Raw genomic sequence first — 14,412 nt, 5'->3', positions numbered from 1 at the left:
CCGCCGATGCCGCTCCGCCCGCTGTCGCTCGCCCTGCTCGGCCTGTTGCTGCCGGGCGCCGCCTTCGCCGGGGATTTCTTCGGCACCACCGAGCCGTTCGCCAGCAAGGCGATCTACTTCGTGCTGACCGACCGCTTCGTCAACGGCGATCCGTCCAACGACCACCGCGACCAGGCCAAGGGCCCGCTGCACACCTTCGACCGGCCGACGCCGGGCGTGCCGGAAGGCGAGAGCGACAACATCGGCTACCTCGGCGGCGACTTCAAGGGCATCGTCGACAACGCCGGTTACATCCACGACATGGGCTTCGACGCGGTGTGGGTGACCCCGATCGTCGACAACCCGGACGAAGCCTTCACCGGCGGCACGCCGGCGCGCTGGGGCGGCTTCCTCAGCGACCAGGGCAAGACCGGCTACCACGGTTACTGGGGCGTCAACTTCTACAAGCTCGACGAACACCTGCCGAGCAAGGGCCTCGACTTCGCCGGCTTCACCAGGGCGATGAAGGCCGACGGCCTAGACGTGGTCCTCGACATCGTCGGCAACCACGGCTCGCCCGCGTATTCGATGACGCGGGAGCAACCGGGCTTCGGCAGGATCTACGACAATCGCGGCAAGCGGGTCGCCGACCATCAGAACCTCGCGCCCGACCGGCTCGACCCCGCGCACAACCCGCTGCACGCGTTCTACAACACGCATGGCGGGCTGGCGCAGCTGTCCGACCTGGCCGAAGACAACCCGGCCGTGCTCGACTACCTGGCTGGCGCCTACGAACAGTGGGTGGAGCAAGGCGCGGCCGCGTTCCGCATCGACACCATCGGCTGGATGCCGCACCGTTTCTGGAAGGCCTTCGCCGACCGCATCCGCGCCAGGCACCCCGGCTTCTTCATGTTCGGCGAGGACTTCAACTACGACGCCGCGGCGATCGCCGGGCATACCCTGGCGCGCAATGGCGGGATCAGCGTGCTCGACTTCCCGCTGCGGGGGAAGCTGCAGGAGACGTTCGAGAAGCCCGGCAGCGACTTCGCCGAACTGGGCAAGGCGCTGTACCTGGAGGACGGCCCGTACGCCAACCCGTACGACCTGGTCACCTTCTACGACAACCACGACATGGCGCGGATCGACGCCAGCGACGAAGGCTTCATCGACGCCAACAACTGGCTGTTCACCGCGCGCGGCATCCCGGCGATCTACTACGGCTCGGAAACCGGCTTCATGCGCGGCCGCGCCGAACACGGCGGCAACCGCAACTATTTCGGCCAGGAACGCATCGACGCCGCGCCGCGCAGCCCGATCTACCGGAACCTGAAGCGCATCGCCAACCTGCGCCGCGGGTCGGTCGCGTTGCAGCGCGGCCTGCAGCTGAACCTGAAACTGCAGGGCGACGAAGCCGCGTTCTACCGCGTCTACGAGCACGACGGCGCGGCGCAGACCGCGCTGGTGCTGCTGAACAAGGGCGGCGCGGCGACGCGGATCGAGGTGAACGACTACGTGCAGGCCGGCGACTGGCGCGACGGCTTCAGCGGCGAGGCGGTGCGGATCGGCGACGCCGTTTCGCTCGAGGTCCCCGCCCACGGCGTGCGCGTGCTGTTCTTCGACAAGCCGCTGACGAACGAGGACCTGCGCGCGCGGCTGGCCGATTCGATGGCGCGCAAGAACCGCTGATCCCTGTCGCGGGGGCGATCAGGGCGCGCCGGACGATCTGCGCAACATCAGCTTCACCGGAATCGTCCGGCTCTCGACCGGCTCGCCGTTGACCAGCCGGATCAGGCTTTCGACCAGGATCTGCCCGGCCGCCTTGGTGTCCTGCTGCACCGTCGACAGGCTCGGGTTGACGAAGCCGGCCATCGGGATGTCGTCGAAGCCGGCCACCGCCACGTCGCCCGGCACCTTCAGCCCGCGCTCGTGCAGCGCCTTCATCGCGCCGATCGCGATCAGGTCGCTGGCGGCGAACACCGCGTCGAACTGCGCCCGGCGCGCCAGCAATTCGTCGATCGCCTCGACGCCGGACTGTTCGGTGGTGACCGCGTCGACCTGCAGCTTCGGGTCGGCGTCGATCCCGGCCCCGCGCAACGCCTCGACGTAACCGCGGTAGCGCTCGAAGAATTCCGGGTAGTGGTTCGATGCGTGGCCGATGAAGGCGATCCGCCTGCGTCCCTGCGCCAGCAGGTGCGCGGCGATGTCGTGCCCGCCCTGGAAGTTGTCGCAGCCGATCGAGATGCCCGGCTGCCCCGGCTGCACCGCGCCCCAGCGCACGAAGTGCGTGCCCTGCTCGACCAGCCGCTGCAGGCGCGGCTGCGCTTCCAGGTAGTCGCCGTAGCCGAGCAGGATCAGGCCGTCGGCCTTGTTGCTGTCCTCGTAATCGACGTGCCAGTTCGTGGAAAGCTGCTGGAACGAGATCAGCAGGTCGTAGCCCTGCTCGGCGCAGGCGCGGGTGATCGAGCCGAGCATCGACAGGAAGAACGGGTTGATCGCCGAATCGTCCGGGGTCGGGTCCTCGAAGAACAGCAGCGCCAGCGTGCCGGAGTGCTGGCGGCGCAGGTTCGAGGCATTCTTGTCGACCTTGTAGTTCAGCCGCTCGGCGATCTCGAGGATGCGGCGCCGGGTTTCCTCGTTGACCATCGGGCTGCCGCGCAGCGCGCGCGACACGGTCGGTTGGGAAACCCCGGCCAGGTGCGCGATGTCCAGCGACGTCGGCTTGCCCTTGATCTGCATGGCCCGGATTTTCGCAGAAACCGGGGTTTGCCGGGTAATGCGCCCCGTCCCGGCCTTTCCCGCCGACTCAGGCGCGGCGCCGCACCCGCAGGCGCAGCTTCACCATCCGGCCTTCCTGCAGGCCCTCGGCCCTGCGCACGGCGGCCTTCACCGGCAACAGATAGGACTTGTCGCCGGCCGCGGGGAAGATCGAGGTCTCCCAGGTCGTGGCGCCGATCGTCGCCGCGACCCGCAGCGATCCGAAGCCCGGCCGATGCGGGCCGGCGTCCACCAGGCGGATTTCCCGCGCCACGCGCGCCGGCAGGTTCACGAAATGCCAATTGCCGGACTTGCCGGCGTATCTCCACAGCTTGCAGCGGCATTCGTAGACCGAATGGGTGGCCGCATCCGCAACGAGGGAAGGCATCGCAGGTCCTGCGCCAGGGAAGTGGATCAGACGATTTCCGAGCCCTCGTGCACCAGCACGCCGTCGCCGTCGGTCACCCGGACCGTGACCGGGATGCCGCCGCGCACGCTTTCGGTGACCGTGCAGAAGTTCTCGAACTGGGCCAGCAGGCGCTCGCTCGAAGCGTGCGCGGAAATCGGCTCGGCGAGCCGGATGTCGGCCGCGATGCCGAGGATGCGGACGCGGCCTTTCTCGTTGCGGCCGATCGTCGCGGTGGCCCTGGTGGTGAGCTGGCCGGGCTGGTTCTTGAACTTCTGCAACGCGAACAGCAGGCTCGCGGTCAGGCAGTTGGCCACCGCCGCCAGCAGCATGCGGCTCGGGTTCGGGCCGGCGTCGTGGCCCAGCGGCGCGGATTCGTCGGTGAGCAGTTCGGGGATTTCGCTGCCGTCGAAATGCACGCGGAACGAGTAGTCCCGCTCCTGCGTCAGCGTGACGCCGATCGTCCGCGCTTCCGATGACTTCGTTTCGGCCATGCCCGCTCCCTTTTCGCGTCGTCAGGCCAGGATGGCCCGTTTCAGCGCATCGTAGCTTGCCGGCACCGGCTCGGCACGCGCCGGTCGCTGCAACAGTCCGTTCAGGGCCGGCGGAACCTCCACCGCGCGTCCGATCAGCGGTTCGACCACGCTTTCGAACTTGGCCGGGTGCGCGGTCGCGGCGACCGCCCAGTCGCCGTCCTGGCCCGACGCGCGCAGGTCCTCGAGCACCCTCACCGCCGTCGCGGTGTGCGGGCAGAAGATTTCGCCATGCTCTTCGAACCGGCGGGAAATGACTTCGCGGATCACCGCATCGTCCACGGCCGAAGCGGTGAACGATGCGCGCAGCGCTTCGTCGTCGCCATGGTACAGCCAGCGCAGGCGCTCGAAATTGCTCGGCGCGCCCACGTCCATCGCGTTCGCGATCGTCGCCACGCTGGCCTGCGGCGTGTACCGGCGGCCGTGGAAGTAATCCGGCAACACGCGGTTCGCATTCGTCGCCAGCACGATGTGGCCCAGCGGCACGCCCAGCGCGCGGGCGAGGATCGCGGCGAGCGCGTTGCCAAGATTGCCGGTCGGGACCACGAAGTTCAGCGCATTGCCGGTCGCGGCGCGATGCGCCAGCGCCGCATGCGCGTAGTAGCCCATCTGCGGCAGCAGGCGGCCGAGGCTGATGCTGTTGGCCGAACTCAGCGGCGCTTCGGCCTGCAGCTGCGCGTCGTTCAGGGCCTGCTTGACCAGCGCCTGGCAATCGTCGAACGAGCCGGCGACGCGCAGCGCCGCCACGTTGTCGCCGAAACAGCCAAGCTGGTGCGCCTGCCGCGGCGACACGCGGCCGTCCGGATACAGCACCACCACGCGCAGGTTCGGCACGCGATGGAACGCCGCCGCGACCGCCGCGCCGGTGTCGCCGGAGGTGGCGACGAGGATGGTCAACGGCCTGTCTTCGCCGCGGCGCAGGCGCGCGAGGCACTGGGCGAGGAAGCGCGCGCCGAAGTCCTTGAACGCCGCGGTCGGGCCATGGAAGAGTTCGAGCACGAGGTCGCGCGGCGTGGCAAGCGGCTTCAGCGGCGCCGGGAAATCGAAGGCGGCATCGCAGATCGCCGCGAGTTCGCCCCCGAGCCGGTCGCCGGCGAAGAACGGCGCGAGCAGGTCCGCGGCGGTTTCCGCGAGATTCGAACCCGGGGAAAGTTCGCGCTTCGGCGGCAGTCGTTCCGGCACATACAGCCCGCCATCGGGTGCGAGACCGGCGGCGATGGCCTGGCTCAAGCTGGCTGCGGGCGAGTTGTTGCGAGTGGAAATGAAGTTCATCGAAAGATTCCGTTTTTGAGCCCCTCTCCCGCCGGGAGAGGGGTTGGGGTGAGGGTTCGGCGTAGCGATGGTGGCCCGCACGTCGGCGAACGTTGCAGCGTTCCCGAAGTCCGCCTTCCTCGCTTCGCCGAACCCTCATCCGGCGCTTCGCGCCACCTTCTCCCGGGGGGAGAAGGGTTAGATCACCCGCGCCCCCGGACTGTCGACCGGCGACACCCACGCCTGGCTGCCGAAGCCGGCGGCGGCGAAGGCCGCCTGGATCTTCGGTGCCGCCGCTTCGGCTTCCGCCTGCGTCTCGAACCAGCCGAACACGCTCGGTCCCGCGCCGGAAATGCTCGCGCCCATCGCGCCGGCGTCGAGCGCGGCCCGTTTCGCCGCGTCGAAGCCGGCGATCAGCGGCGCGCGGCGCGGTTCGACCAGCACGTCCTGCAGGCCGGCGCGCACCAGCGACGCGTCGCCGGCGTGGCAGCCGGCGAGGACGAGGGCGAGGTTCGCGCTCTGCGCGACGAATTCCTTCAGTTCGTAGCTGCCCTGCAGCGCGGCGCGTGCGCGGCGGGTTTCCAGCACCGCGTCCGGATGCACCAGCACGCTGTGCCAGGCGGCGGGAACCGGAATCCTCGCCAGCCTGTCGGCGGTGGCGAGCACGAGGCCGCCGAGCAGCATCGGCCCGAGGTTGTCGCCGTGGCGGCCGCCGCTGGCGACCGCCTCGCCGACCAGCGCGAACGGATACAACCGTTGGCGCGACAACGGGGCGTCGAGCAGTTCGTTCGCGGCCACCAGCGCGGCAACGCAGGAAGCGGCGGAGCCGCCCATGCCCGAGCCGAGCGGAATGCCCTTGTCGATTTCGACTTCGAAGCCGAACGGCAGGCGCAGCGCATCGCGCATCGCGATCAGCGCGGCGCCGGCCGTGTTCGACGGCGCGTCCAGCGGTAGGTCGACCGTGGTCCCGCGGATCGCCGCGATGCGCACGGCCGGTTCGTCGATGCGGCGCACCGACACCGTATCGCCAACGCCTTCGATGACGTGGCCCAGGATGTCGAAGCCGATGCCGACGTTGCCGACCGAAGCGGGCGCGAAGGCCGTGGCGGAATCCCGCCCGGAAACCGGGCTCACAGCTTCGCTCCCTGCCCCGCCGCAACGCGCAGCAGGTCGGCGAACACGCCGGCGGCGGTGACTTCGGGGCCCGCGCCGGGGCCTTGCACGATCAACGGATTCTCGTTGTAGCGGCGGGTGGTGAACTGCACGATGTTGTCGGTCAGGCGCAGGTGGGCGAAGGCGTGGTCCGCCGGCAATTCGACCAGACCGACGCTGGCTTTTCCAGCGGCATCGAGTTTCGCGACGTAGCGCAGCACCTTGCCGCCGGCCTTCGCCTGCGCCAGCCGGTCCGCGAACGCCGCGTCGATTTCGGGCAGCCTGGCCATGAAACCGTCGACGCCGCCGCCGCGCAGCGACTCCGGCACCAGGCTTTCGACCCGCACGTCTTCCAGCGACAGATCGCGTCCGGCCTCGCGGGCGAGGATGGTCAGCTTGCGCGCCACGTCGACGCCGGACAGGTCGTCGCGCGGATCCGGTTCGGTGTAGCCCAGCGAACGCGCCTCGCCGACCAGTTGCGAGAACGGCACGCTGCCGTCGAAGCGGTTGAACAGCCAGGCCAGCGTGCCGGAGAAGATGCCTTCGATCGACAGCAGTTCGTCGCCGGTGTCGAGCAGGTCGCGCAGCGTCGAGATCACCGGCAGGCCGGCGCCGACCGTGGCCTCGTAGCGGAAGCGCGCACCGCTGGCCGCGGCGGCGTCGCGGATCGCGGCGTACTGCGCCAGCGCGCCGGCGCCGGCCTGCTTGTTCGGCGTGACCACGTGGATGCCGGCGGCCAGCCAGCCGGGGTAGCGCGCGGCGACCTCGGGGCTGGCGCTGCAGTCGACGATGGCCAGGTGCGGCAGGTGGGTTCCCTCCAGGTGCCCGGCGATGCGGTCGAGGTCGCTCGGCTGGCCGGCCGCGGCGAATGCGGCGCGCCAGTCGCCGGTCAGGCCGCGGTCGTCGAGCAGCATCCTCCTGCTCGATGCGATCGCGCACAGGCGCAGGTCGAGGTTGGCCTTGCCCAGCAGTTGCGGCTGCGCGGCGCGCAGCTGGTCGAGCAGGGTCGCGCCGACGTTGCCGGGGCCGATCACCGCGACCGCGAAGGTCTGCGGCGACAGCCAGAAGCCGGCGTGCGCGGCGCGCAGCGCCTTGGCCGCGTCGCCGCTGTCGATGGCGACGGAGATGTTGCGTTCCGACGAGCCCTGCGCAATGGCGAGGATGTTCACCTGCGCGCGGCCCAGCGATTCGAACAACCGCGCCGCCACGCCCGGCGTGCCGGCCATGCCGTCGCCGACCGCGGCCAGCACGCTGACCCCGTCGCGCAGCTGCACGCGCTGGATCTGGCCGATGTGCAGCTCGTGGGCGAACGCGCCGAGCAGCGCCGCCTGCGCCTGCTTCGCTTCGCCGCTCTTCACCACGCAGCAGATCGAATGCTCGGACGAGCCCTGCGAGATCATCACCACCGACACGCGCGCATCGCGCAGCGCGGCGAACACGCGCTCGGCGGTGCCGGGCACGCCGATCAGGCCGGTGCCCTCCAGGTTGACCACGGCCAGGTCGGGGCTCAGCGTCAGGCCCTTCACCGGGCCGGAAGGGCCGCGTTCGGCGGTGATGCGGGTGCCTGGGTGTTCGGGCTGGAAGGTGTTGCGGATGATGATCGGCAAGCCGCGCTCGATCGCCGGCGCCATCGTCTGCGGATGCACCACCTTGGCGCCGAAATAGGCGAGTTCGCAGGCCTCGTCGTAGCTCAGCGCGCCCAGCTGCACCGCTTCAGGCACCACCCGCGGGTCGGCCGAGAGCACGCCGTCGACGTCGGTCCAGATGTGCAGTTCGGCGGCGTTGAACAGCGCGGCGAAGATCGCCCCGCTGTAGTCGCTGCCGTTGCGGCCGAGCGTGGCGAAGCGACCCTGCCTGTCGCGGGCGACGAAACCGGTCACGACGACGCGCGGCTGCGGGTTCTGCGCGCGCCAGCCGGCGAGCTTCGCCGCGCTGGTTTCCCAGTCGACGACCACGCCCAGGTCGCTGCGCTCGACCACCAGCACGTCGCGCGCATCGAGCACCGCGGTGTCTTCCCCCTTCGCCCTCAGGTACTCGCCGAGCAGCCGCGCCGAGCAGACCTCGCCCAGGCCCTGCACGCGCTCCAGCACGTCGTGCGGCAGGCCGCCGATCACCCCCAGCGCGTCGAGGATCGCCTTGAGCTTGTCGAAGCGCTCGTCCAGCCATTCGAGCACCTGCCCGGACGCCTCGCCGAGCAGCGCCACCGCCGCACCGCGGTGGCGCGCGCGCAGCCCGTGCCAGCGGTCGCGCCACTCGGCGTCGCCGCCGGCGGCCCGGTTGCACAGGTCGATCAGCGCGTCGGTGACGCCCTTCATCGCCGAGACCACGGTGATCTGCTCGCGTTCGTCGCGCGCAAGCAGCAGTTGCGCGACGTGGCGGAAGCGTTCGGCGTCGGCGACGGAGGTGCCGCCGAACTTGTGCACGACGGTGCGCAGCGGCTGCGGTTCGGCTTCGGATGCTGCCGGTTGTGGACTGGGTTGTGCGGACATGGCGGAGCGGGCCTGGGTCAGGGCCCCGCGCGCATCAGGCTGTGGGTTCCCCCGCATCCTGATCCGGGTGCGGGGGCGTGTAGGGGAGAGTTACGCGTACACGACCGACCGCACCGGGCTGGTACCGGTACCGGTAATGGTCGTAATGGTGGCGAACGCCGTACGCATGCGCCGCAAGATGCCATGCCGCCCCCGGCGGCCGCAAGCGAGGGTTGCAGATGTAACGGACGCCGGGCCAGGGCCGGGGCGGGCCAATGCCGGCAATGGCATCTCCGCCCCGATTGACCCATATCAAGGACAGGCCCGGCGCGGAGGCCTAGCCTGTGCAGCATGGCCAGTCCCTCCGCCCTTTTCGACCCCGAGCTGCTCCGGCGCTACGACGTGCCGGGGCCGCGCTATACCTCCTACCCCACCGCGCCGCAGTTTTCGCCCGACTTCGGCGAAGGCGACCTGCGCGAGATGGCGGCGCTGAGCAACGGCGACCCGATCCCGCGGCCGCTGTCGCTGTACCTGCACATCCCGTTCTGCACCAGCCCCTGCTTCTACTGCGGCTGCAACCGCATCATCACCCGCGACAAGTCGCGCAGCGAACCCTACCTGACCCGGCTGTACCGCGAGGCGGCGCTGGTGGCGTCGCTGTTCGACCGCGACCGCGACGTCGAACAGGTGCATTTCGGCGGCGGCACGCCGAACTTCCTGACCACGGCGCAGATCGCCGAGGCGCTGGACGTGCTGCGCCGGCATTTCTCGTTCGCGCGCGGCGACCGGCTGGATTGCTCGATCGAGCTGGATCCGCGCTTCGTCACCCCCGACGAGATCGGCGAACTGGCCGCCGCGGGCCTCAACCGCGCCAGCCTCGGCGTGCAGGACTTCGATCCGGAAGTGCAGCGCGCGGTCAACCGCGTGCAGGGCGTCGAGCAGACGATGGCGGTCATCGACGCCTGCCGCCGCCACGGCATGAAATCGGTCAACGTCGACCTGATCTACGGCCTGCCGAAGCAGAGCCTGGAGGGTTTCTCGCGCACGCTGGACACCGTCCTGCGGGCGCGCCCCGACCGGCTGGCCGTGTACGGCTACGCGCACCTGCCGTCGCTGTTCCGCGGGCAACGGCAGATCGACGCCGCCGACCTGCCCGCGCCGGAACTCAAGCTGGGCCTGCTGCAGCGCGCGATCGAGAAACTGGGCGAGGCGGGCTACGTCTACGTCGGCATGGACCACTTCGCGCTGCCGGACGACGAACTGGCCCGGGCGCAGCGCTCCGGCGACCTGCACCGCAATTTCATGGGCTACACCACGCACGCGGAAAGCGACCTGATCGGGCTGGGCGTCAGCGCGATCAGCCATATCGGCCCCAGCTTCAGCCAGAACCCGCGCGACATCGAGGGCTGGGAACAGGCCATCGACCAGGGTCGGCTGCCGGTGTGGCGCGGCATGCGCCTGGACGAGGACGACCTGATCCGCGCCGACGTGATCCAGTCGCTGATGTGCCACGGCCAGCTGGAATTCGATGCCATCGGCCGCCGCCACGTGATCGATTTCGCCGACTACTTCCGCGACGCGCTGGCGCGCATGGCGCCGCTGCGGGCCGACGGACTGGTCGAACTGGACGCGCGCGGCCTGCGCGCGACCTCGCGGGGCCGCCTGTTGTTGCGTATCATCGCCATGTGCTTCGACCGCTACCTGTCCACCGCCGCCGCGCAGGAAACACCACGCTTCTCGCGCACCGTCTGAGCCCGCAGGGGGGAATGGAATGTCCGCGCGGGTGATCTTCCCGCGCCCGAACCCGGGCGTGGCGGCCGACGACGGCGACGAACTGCGATTCTGCTCGACCTGCGCGTTCTCGCAGGCCTGCCTGTCCGAGGGCATGGACAAGTCCGCGCTGATGGACCTGCACGTGCTGGTCGAGCACGTGGGGCCGCTGCATCCCGGCGAGCACGTGTTCCGCGAAGGCGATCCGTTCAGCGCGATCGCCGCGGTGCGCGCCGGCACGGTCAAGACCTACCAGATCGACCGCAACGGCCACGAGCAGGTGCTCGGCTTCCACCTGCCGGGCGAGGTGATCGGCCTGAACGCGATCCACGACGATCGCTACCCCTGCAACGCCGTGGCCCTGGACACGGTGATGCTGTGCCGGTTCTCGTTCCCGAAGATCGCGCTGCTGGCCACGCGCCTGCCCAACCTGCAACGGCACCTGTTCCGGCTGATGAGCCACGACATCGGCGTGGCCTCGCTGTTCGCGCGCGACAACACTGCCGACGAACGCATGGCCGCGTTCCTGATCGGCCTGTCGCGGCGACTGGCCGCGCGCGGCTTCTCGCCGCGGCGCTTCCAGCTGACCATGTCGCGCACCGACATCGCCAACTACCTGCGGCAGGCGCCGGAAACGGTCAGTCGCGTGCTGCGCCGCTTCGAACAGGACGGCCTGCTGCACATCAAGCAGCGCGACGTCGAGATCGTCGACCTGCCGCGCCTGGAGGCGCTGGCGCTGGCCGTGCTGCGCGAGTGACGCCCCCCGCGGCGCCGCGCGGATCGGTGCCGGCTTGACCTACGTCATGGAGCCCGGGGACGGGGGCGCCGATGATGCGGCGGTTTTCCTCAGGAGCCGCATCATGAATTCAACACGCAAACTGTGGGCGGGGCTGGCAGCCCTGCTCATCGCGTCGTTCGCCGCCCTGCTCTGGGTCGGCGGCGAAGTGCATCGCCAGGCGCCGCCCTTGCCCACGCAGGTCGTGACCGGAGACGGCAAGGTCGTCTACACCCGCGACGACATCGAAACCGGCCGCCAGGTCTGGCAGTCGATCGGCGGCCAGCAGTTGGGCTCGATCTGGGGCCACGGCGGCTACGTCGCGCCGGACTGGGGCGCGGACTGGCTGCACCGCGAGGCCGAGGCCATCCTCGACATCTGGGCCAAGCGCGAGCATGGCGTCGACAGCTACAAACAGCTCGACGCGCCGACCCAGGCCGCCTACGCGCAACGCGTGCAGGAACTGCTGCGCCCGAACACGTATGACGCCGCCACCGGCACGATCCGCATCGACGCCGACCGCGCCGCCGCGATCCAGACCGTCGCCGCGCACTACGAAAGCGTGTTCGGCAACGACCCGGCCACCGCGGAGTTGCGCGAGGCCTACGCCATGCGCAACGACACCGTGCCCGACGCCGAACATCGCCGGCAACTGACCGCGTTCTACTGGTGGGCGGCCTGGTCGTCGGTGACCGAACGTCCCGGCAAGTCGATCACCTACACCGCGAACTGGCCGCACGACGAGCTGGTCGGCAACACCCCGCCGTCGAACCTGTTCATCTGGTCGGTGTTCAGCGTGCTGTTCCTGATCGCCGGCATCGGCCTGCTCGGCTGGCATTACGCGGTCAGCCACGGCGACGAGATGGTACCGGTGCTGCCCAAGAGCGACCCGCTGGCCACGATCAAGGTCACCCCGTCGATGCGCGCCACCGCCAAGTACTTCTGGGTGGTGATCGCGCTGTTCCTGGTGCAGATCCTGCTCGGCGCGACCACCGCGCACTACCAGGTCGAGGGCCAGCAAGCCTACGGTTTCGCCCTGTCCGACATCCTGCCGTATTCGCTGACCCGTACCTGGCACACCCAGCTGGCGGTGCTGTGGATCGCCACTGCGTGGCTCGGCATGGGCCTGTACATCGCCCCGGCGATCTCCGGGCATGAACCGAAATTCCAGCGCCTGGGCGTCAACTTCCTGCTGGCCTGCCTGGTGATCATCGTGGTCGGCTCCTTCGCCGGGCAGTGGTTCGCGGTGATGCAGAAGCTGGGCCTGGCCAACAACTTCTGGTTCGGCCACCAGGGCTGGGAATACGTCGACCTGGGCCGCTTCTGGCAGTGGTTCCTGTTCGTCGGCCTGGTCTTGTGGCTGACCCTGGTCGGCCGCGCGCTGTGGCCGGCGATCCGCAACGGCGGCGAATCCAAGTCGATCGTCAGCCTGCTGTTCCTGTCGGTGGTCGCGATCGGCCTGTTCTACGCGGCCGGCCTGATGTGGGGCGAGCACAGCCACCTGTCGATGGTCGAGTACTGGCGCTGGTGGGTCGTGCACCTGTGGGTCGAAGGCTTCTTCGAGGTGTTCGCGGTGGCGGTCATCGCCTTCCTGTTCACCCGCCTGGGCCTGCTGCAGGTGCGCAGCGCCACCGTCGCCGTGCTGTTCGCCACCATCGTGTTCATGGCCGGCGGCGTGCTGGGCACCCTGCACCACCTGTACTTCGCCGGTACGCCGACGGCGGTGGTCGCCCTGGGCGCGAGCTTCTCGGCGCTGGAAGTGGTGCCGCTGGCCTACGTCGGCTTCGAGGCCTACCACAACTACAAGCTGGGCAAGGCCACGCCGTGGATGGCCAGGTACAAGTGGCCGATCATGTTCTTCCTGGCGGTGTCGTTCTGGAACCTCGTGGGCGCCGGCCTGTTCGGCTTCCTGGTCAACCCGCCGCTGTCGCTGTACTACATGCAGGGCCTGAACCTGACCGCGACCCACGGCCACACCGCGCTGTTCGGCGTGTACGGCATGCTCGGCATCGGCCTGATGCTGTTCTGCCTGCGCGGCCTGAAGCCCGACCTGCAGTGGAGCGACAAGCTGCTGGGCACCGCGTTCTGGGCGCTGAACATCGGCCTGTCCGGCATGGCCGCGTTCACCCTGCTGCCGCTGGGCATCCTGCAGCTCAACGCCGCGATCAAGCACGGCTACTGGTACGCCCGCTCGGCCGAGTTCATGCAGCAGCCGCTGATCGACCTGCTGGTGTGGATGCGCGTTCCGGCCGACACGCTGTTCAGCGTCGGTGCCGTCGCACTGGCGTGGTTCGTGTTCCGCCTGTGGGTGGCGCCGCGCAAGGCGGCGGTGGCCGCCCTCCCCGTCGGCGAGAACTGATCCGTCGCTGCCGCCGCCCGCCAGCAGGTGGCGGTTTCCGCAATGGGAAAAGAGCCGCGCAAGCGGCTCTTTTTTTCGGAGCGCGCCAAGCGACGCGAATCTGGCGCACCTTGCGTGCGCGGTCGCCTTCGCCTGACGCAGGTCAAGGAGCCGGCCGCCGGCGCCCGGGTGTCGGGTAATTACTCAACTTGTACAGTCGTAGCAGGGCCGTAGGCTGGGATGAAGCGAAGCGTAATCCCAGCGCCTCCACACAACAACGACAACATCACTCCCAGTTCATATCACGCACATCGTTGCCCACACCCCAACCTTCGGTGTAGACGCCCCGTTCCACCCAGCGAGGAAATGTCGAATAAGGCCAATCCCTCGCCTGCGCCACGTAGCCGTGCTTGACCGGGTTGTAATGGATGTAATCCACGTGCCGCGCGTAATCCGTCTCATCCCGGATCAAGTGCTCCCAATACCGGCGCTGCCAGATGCCGCGTTCGCCCTTGCGCAACCGGCTGGCCGATTGCCGCTCGCCCTTGGCCATGGCCCGCGAGAATCCCGCCTTGATCAATCGCCAGCGACTGGCGTAATTGTCGTCTCCTTCCGGCATGCGCCACAGGCAGTGCAGGTGGTCGGGCAGGACGACGATGGCGTCCATGGCAACCGGATACTCCGCCAGCGTTCTCCGGAAGGCTTCCCGCAGAAGATCGATATTGTCCGTCAGGAGGGTGTTGCCCTGGCGCTCGGCCAGGTTGACCGTGAAGAAATATGTCCCGCCTAGCGTTCGGTTGCGGAGATAGGTTCGCACCACGGCGAGAATAGCTGGGATTGCGCTTCGCTTCATCCCAGCCTACGGCCCTTTGTAGGCACCTCATTTTCTTCACCTCGCGATCCCGCCTCCCGCAGTAGGCGGGTCATGACCCGCCCTACCCAGTTACGGTAGGGCGGGTTTTAACCCGCCTTACGCGCGTTAAGAG

11 protein-coding genes are annotated in these 14,412 nt (G+C 69.2%); 4 read left to right on the top strand and 7 right to left on the bottom strand.

Translation table 11 applies throughout. The annotated features are described in order from the left end of the window. Window positions 1–6: 6 nt before the first annotated feature. Complete coding sequence (locus CSC71_RS01260) at window positions 7–1,665, top strand: alpha-amylase family glycosyl hydrolase (protein WP_246191915.1); 1,659 nt, start codon at window positions 7–9, stop codon at window positions 1,663–1,665. Between the two features lie 18 nt (window positions 1,666–1,683). Here the strand turns inward: CSC71_RS01260 and CSC71_RS01255 are convergent, their stop codons facing one another. From CSC71_RS01255 to thrA, 6 genes are all read right to left on the bottom strand, one after another. Continuing rightward, a complete protein-coding gene (locus CSC71_RS01255) occupies window positions 1,684–2,715 on the bottom strand; it encodes a LacI family DNA-binding transcriptional regulator (protein ID WP_162372528.1) in 1,032 nt (343 codons plus the stop codon). Between the two features lie 67 nt (window positions 2,716–2,782). Next, window positions 2,783–3,121, bottom strand: a complete 339-nt coding sequence (locus tag CSC71_RS01250) for a DUF1905 domain-containing protein (RefSeq protein ID WP_162372527.1) — start codon at window positions 3,119–3,121, stop codon at window positions 2,783–2,785. 26 nt (window positions 3,122–3,147) lie between these two features. Beyond that, a complete protein-coding gene (locus CSC71_RS01245) occupies window positions 3,148–3,633 on the bottom strand; it encodes an OsmC family protein (RefSeq protein WP_162372526.1) in 486 nt (161 codons plus the stop codon). 21 nt (window positions 3,634–3,654) lie between these two features. Then, a complete protein-coding gene (gene thrC, locus CSC71_RS01240) occupies window positions 3,655–4,944 on the bottom strand; it encodes a threonine synthase (protein WP_162372525.1) in 1,290 nt (429 codons plus the stop codon). Between the two features lie 177 nt (window positions 4,945–5,121). Continuing rightward, window positions 5,122–6,057, bottom strand: coding sequence for a homoserine kinase (locus tag CSC71_RS01235; RefSeq protein WP_162372524.1), 936 nt, complete (start codon window positions 6,055–6,057; stop codon window positions 5,122–5,124). Continuing rightward, a complete protein-coding gene (gene thrA / locus CSC71_RS01230; protein WP_246191914.1) occupies window positions 6,054–8,564 on the bottom strand; it encodes a bifunctional aspartate kinase/homoserine dehydrogenase I in 2,511 nt (836 codons plus the stop codon). The genes CSC71_RS01235 and thrA overlap by 4 nt, the downstream gene beginning before the upstream one ends. A gap of 330 nt (window positions 8,565–8,894) precedes the next feature. On the opposite strand from thrA, the gene hemN reads away from it, so the two are divergent. From hemN to CSC71_RS01215, 3 genes are all read left to right on the top strand, one after another. Next, window positions 8,895–10,295 carry an oxygen-independent coproporphyrinogen III oxidase gene (gene hemN / locus CSC71_RS01225; RefSeq protein WP_162372522.1) on the top strand — a complete coding sequence of 467 codons (1,401 nt, stop codon included), beginning with the start codon at window positions 8,895–8,897 and terminating at the stop codon, window positions 10,293–10,295. A 19-nt stretch (window positions 10,296–10,314) separates the two neighbouring features. Beyond that, window positions 10,315–11,070 (top strand): helix-turn-helix domain-containing protein, encoded by a 756-nt coding sequence (locus tag CSC71_RS01220; protein ID WP_162372521.1) that lies wholly within the window; start codon window positions 10,315–10,317, stop codon window positions 11,068–11,070. A gap of 103 nt (window positions 11,071–11,173) precedes the next feature. Further along, a complete protein-coding gene (locus tag CSC71_RS01215) occupies window positions 11,174–13,447 on the top strand; it encodes a nitric-oxide reductase large subunit (RefSeq protein ID WP_162372520.1) in 2,274 nt (757 codons plus the stop codon). A gap of 265 nt (window positions 13,448–13,712) precedes the next feature. Here CSC71_RS01215 and CSC71_RS01210 read toward each other — a convergent pair whose 3' ends face one another. Further along, window positions 13,713–14,279 (bottom strand): REP-associated tyrosine transposase, encoded by a 567-nt coding sequence (locus CSC71_RS01210; RefSeq protein ID WP_246191913.1) that lies wholly within the window; start codon window positions 14,277–14,279, stop codon window positions 13,713–13,715. Window positions 14,280–14,412 lie beyond the last annotated feature (133 nt).

Origin of the sequence: Pseudoxanthomonas sangjuensis, assembly GCF_010211755.1 — a bacterium.
Taxonomy (GTDB): Bacteria; Pseudomonadota; Gammaproteobacteria; order Xanthomonadales; family Xanthomonadaceae; genus Pseudoxanthomonas_A; species Pseudoxanthomonas_A sangjuensis.
Note: the sequence above shows the minus strand (reverse complement) of the source record. Positions and strands in the feature narration are given on the sequence as shown.

Coding starts and splice junctions, on each gene's coding strand:
- CSC71_RS01260 (WP_246191915.1), top strand. CDS start 7: ATGCCGCTCCGCCCGCTGTCGCTCGCCCTGCTCGGCCTGTTGCTGCCG.
- CSC71_RS01255 (WP_162372528.1), bottom strand. CDS start 2,715: ATGCAGATCAAGGGCAAGCCGACGTCGCTGGACATCGCGCACCTGGCC.
- CSC71_RS01250 (WP_162372527.1), bottom strand. CDS start 3,121: ATGCCTTCCCTCGTTGCGGATGCGGCCACCCATTCGGTCTACGAATGC.
- CSC71_RS01245 (WP_162372526.1), bottom strand. CDS start 3,633: ATGGCCGAAACGAAGTCATCGGAAGCGCGGACGATCGGCGTCACGCTG.
- thrC (WP_162372525.1), bottom strand. CDS start 4,944: ATGAACTTCATTTCCACTCGCAACAACTCGCCCGCAGCCAGCTTGAGC.
- thrA (WP_246191914.1), bottom strand. CDS start 8,564: ATGTCCGCACAACCCAGTCCACAACCGGCAGCATCCGAAGCCGAACCG.
- hemN (WP_162372522.1), top strand. CDS start 8,895: ATGGCCAGTCCCTCCGCCCTTTTCGACCCCGAGCTGCTCCGGCGCTAC.
- CSC71_RS01220 (WP_162372521.1), top strand. CDS start 10,315: ATGTCCGCGCGGGTGATCTTCCCGCGCCCGAACCCGGGCGTGGCGGCC.
- CSC71_RS01215 (WP_162372520.1), top strand. CDS start 11,174: ATGAATTCAACACGCAAACTGTGGGCGGGGCTGGCAGCCCTGCTCATC.
- CSC71_RS01210 (WP_246191913.1), bottom strand. CDS start 14,279: ATGAAGCGAAGCGCAATCCCAGCTATTCTCGCCGTGGTGCGAACCTAT.